This window comes from Parasutterella secunda, assembly GCF_024733725.1.
Lineage (GTDB): Bacteria > Pseudomonadota > Gammaproteobacteria > Burkholderiales > Burkholderiaceae_F > Aphodousia > Aphodousia faecalis.
Window position 1 is genome coordinate 1 of the sequence record NZ_JANRHP010000013.1, and the last position, 3,168, is coordinate 3,168.

Here is a 3,168-nt window from a genome sequence, read left to right on the forward strand (position 1 = left end):
GAGTTGCTTGTGACTCTGCCGGGCAATAGGCGGTAGGGTTATAGGATCAAGTGACTAAGTGTATGTGGTGGATGCCTTGGCGATTACAGGCGAAGAAGGACGTGGCAGTCTGCGAAAAGCCGTGGGGAGCTGACAACGAGCGTTGAACCATGGATATCCGAATGAGGGAACTCACCTGCAAAGGTATCTTTAAGTGAATACATAGCTTAAAGAGGCGAACGGAGTGAACTGAAACATCTAAGTAGCTCCAGGAAAAGAAATCAACCGAGATTGCGCTAGTAGCGGCGAGCGAATGCGCAGCAGCCTAATGCTTGATAACACTGATGACAGTAGAACGATCTGGAAAGTTCGGCCAAAGACGGTGATAGCCCGGTATATGAAATTGTTGGTGTGGTACTAAGAGCATGAGAAGTAGAGCGGGACACGTGACATCCTGCTCGAAGATGGGGGGACCATCCTCCAAGGCTAAATACTCGTAATCGACCGATAGTGAACCAGTACCGTGAGGGAAAGGCGAAAAGAACCCCGGGAGGGGAGTGAAATAGAATCTGAAACCGCATACATACAAACAGTAGGAGCCCGCGAGGGTGACTGCGTACCTTTTGCATAATGGGTCAGCGACTTACGTTCAGTAGCGAGCTTAACCGAGTAGGGGAGGCGTAGCGAAAGCGAGTTCGAATAGAGCGAGTAGTTGCTGGGCGTAGACCCGAAACCGGATGATCTATCCATGACCAGGTTGAAGTTGTGGTAACACACAATGGAGGACCGAACCGACTAGTGTTGCAAAATTAGCGGATGAGTTGTGGATAGGGGTGAAAGGCTAAACAAATCCGGAGATAGCTGGTTCTCCCCGAAAACTATTGAGGTAGTGCCTCGCGTATCACTCCAGGGGGTAGAGCACTGTTATGGCTAGGGGGACATGGCGTCTTACCAAACCATGGCAAACTCCGAATACTTGGAAGTGTGAGCGCGGGAGACAGAGCACCGGGTGCTAACGTCCGGACTCAAAAGGGAAACAACCCAGACCGCCGGCTAAGGTCCCTAATATTTGCTAAGTGGAAAACGAAGTGGAAAGGCTAAGACAGTCAGGAAGTTGGCTTAGAAGCAGCCATCCTTTAAAGAAAGCGTAATAGCTCACTGATCGAGTCTTTCTGCGCGGAAGATGTAACGGGGCTAAGCAAGTAACCGAAGCCGCGGATTCATACGTAAGTATGAGTGGTAGGGGAGCGTTCTGTAAGCCTGCGAAGGTGTGTTGAGAAGCATGCTGGAGGTATCAGAAGTGCGAATGCTGACATGAGTAACGTTAAAGCGGGTGAAAAGCCCGCTCGCCGTAAGCCCAAGGTTTCCTGCTCTACGTTCATCGGAGCAGGGTGAGTCGGCCCCTAAGGCCAGGCTGAGAAGCGTAGTCGATGGGAACAAGGTTAATATTCCTAGACCATTGTCAAGTATGCGATGGGGGGACGGAGTGTGAAAGATGATCCGGGTGTTGGATATCCCGGTTTGTGAGAGTAGAAGGAAGGCAGGCAAATCCGCCTTCAGATCTTCGAGTCGAAACATCGATTCTCCACGAGAGAAGAAGTCATCGGAAGTGCTTCCAAGAAAAGCCTCTAAGTGGTAGCTTGACAAGACCGTACCGCAAACCGACACTGGTGGGCGAGTTGAATATACTAAGGCGCTTGAGAGAACTCGGGAGAAGGAACTCGGCAAATTGACACCGTAACTTCGGAAGAAGGTGTGCCTTTGTAGCGTGAGAGAAGAAACATCTTAAGCGTGAAGAGGCCTCAGAGAATAGGTGGCTGCAACTGTTTACTAAAAACATAGCACTCTGCAAAGATGAAAGTCGACGTATAGGGTGTGATGCCTGCCCGGTGCTGGAAGATTAATTGATGGGGTGCAAGCTCCTGATCGAAGTCCCAGTAAACGGCGGCCGTAACTATAACGGTCCTAAGGTAGCGAAATTCCTTGTCGGGTAAGTTCCGACCTGCACGAATGGCATAATGATGGCCACACTGTCTCCTCCCGAGACTCAGTGAAGTTGAAGTGTTTGTGATGATGCAATCTCCCCGCGGCTAGACGGAAAGACCCCATGAACCTTTACTGTAGCTTTACATTGGACTGTGAACCGATTTGTGTAGGATAGGTGGGAGGCAGTGAAACTCGGACGCCAGTTTGAGCGGAGCCATCCTTGAAATACCACCCTGATTTGTTTGCGGTTCTAACCTCGGCCCATGATCTGGGCTAGGGACCGTGTATGGTAGGCAGTTTGACTGGGGCGGTCTCCTCCTAAAGGGTAACGGAGGAGTGCGAAGGTACGCTAGGTACGGTCGGAAATCGTGCTGATAGTGCAATGGCATAAGCGTGCTTGACTGCGAGACCAACAAGTCGAGCAGATGCGAAAGCAGGTCATAGTGATCCGGTGGCTCTGTATGGAAGGGCCATCGCTCAACGGATAAAAGGTACTCTGGGGATAACAGGCTGATACCGCCCAAGAGTTCATATCGACGGCGGTGTTTGGCACCTCGATGTCGGCTCATCTCATCCTGGGGCTGTAGTCGGTCCCAAGGGTATGGCTGTTCGCCATTTAAAGAGGTACGTGAGCTGGGTTTAAAACGTCGTGAGACAGTTTGGTCCCTATCTGCCGTGGGCGCTGGAAGATTGACGGGGGCTGCTCCTAGTACGAGAGGACCGGAGTGGACGGACCGCTGGTGTACCGGTTGTGATGCCAATCGCATTGCCGGGTAGCTATGTCCGGAAGGGATAACCGCTGAAAGCATCTAAGCGGGAAACCTGCCTGAAGATAAGTCTTCCCGGAGGCTAGACCTCCTTGAAGAGTCGTTCGAGACCAGGACGTTGATAGGTCAGGTGTGGAAGCGTTGTGAGACGTTAAGCTAACTGATACTAATTGCTCGTAAGGCTTGATCCTATAACCGTACAGCTTGTTGCTCAAAGAAGCTCAAGACTGCAAGACACAAACCGTGACGCTTTGTGACACCGAAAAGAATTCGTCGAGTGCGGGCCAGTGCCGGCACGAGACAACAAGCTTAGCCGGGCGACCATAGCGGGGTGGTCCCACTCCTTCCCATTCCGAACAGGACAGTGAAACGCCTTAGCGCCGATGATAGTTGGTTGTATTTCCAGTGAAAGTAGGACATCGCCCGGCTCCCCATT

Annotated in this window: 2 rRNA genes; both read left to right on the forward strand. The window is 51.5% G+C overall.

The features are described 5' to 3' along the window. Positions 1-44 precede the first annotated feature (44 nt). Positions 45-2,923 (forward strand): 23S ribosomal RNA (locus NW199_RS08650). 122 nt (positions 2,924-3,045) lie between these two features. Beyond that, a 5S ribosomal RNA gene (gene rrf, locus NW199_RS08655) occupies positions 3,046-3,160 on the forward strand. Positions 3,161-3,168 lie beyond the last annotated feature (8 nt).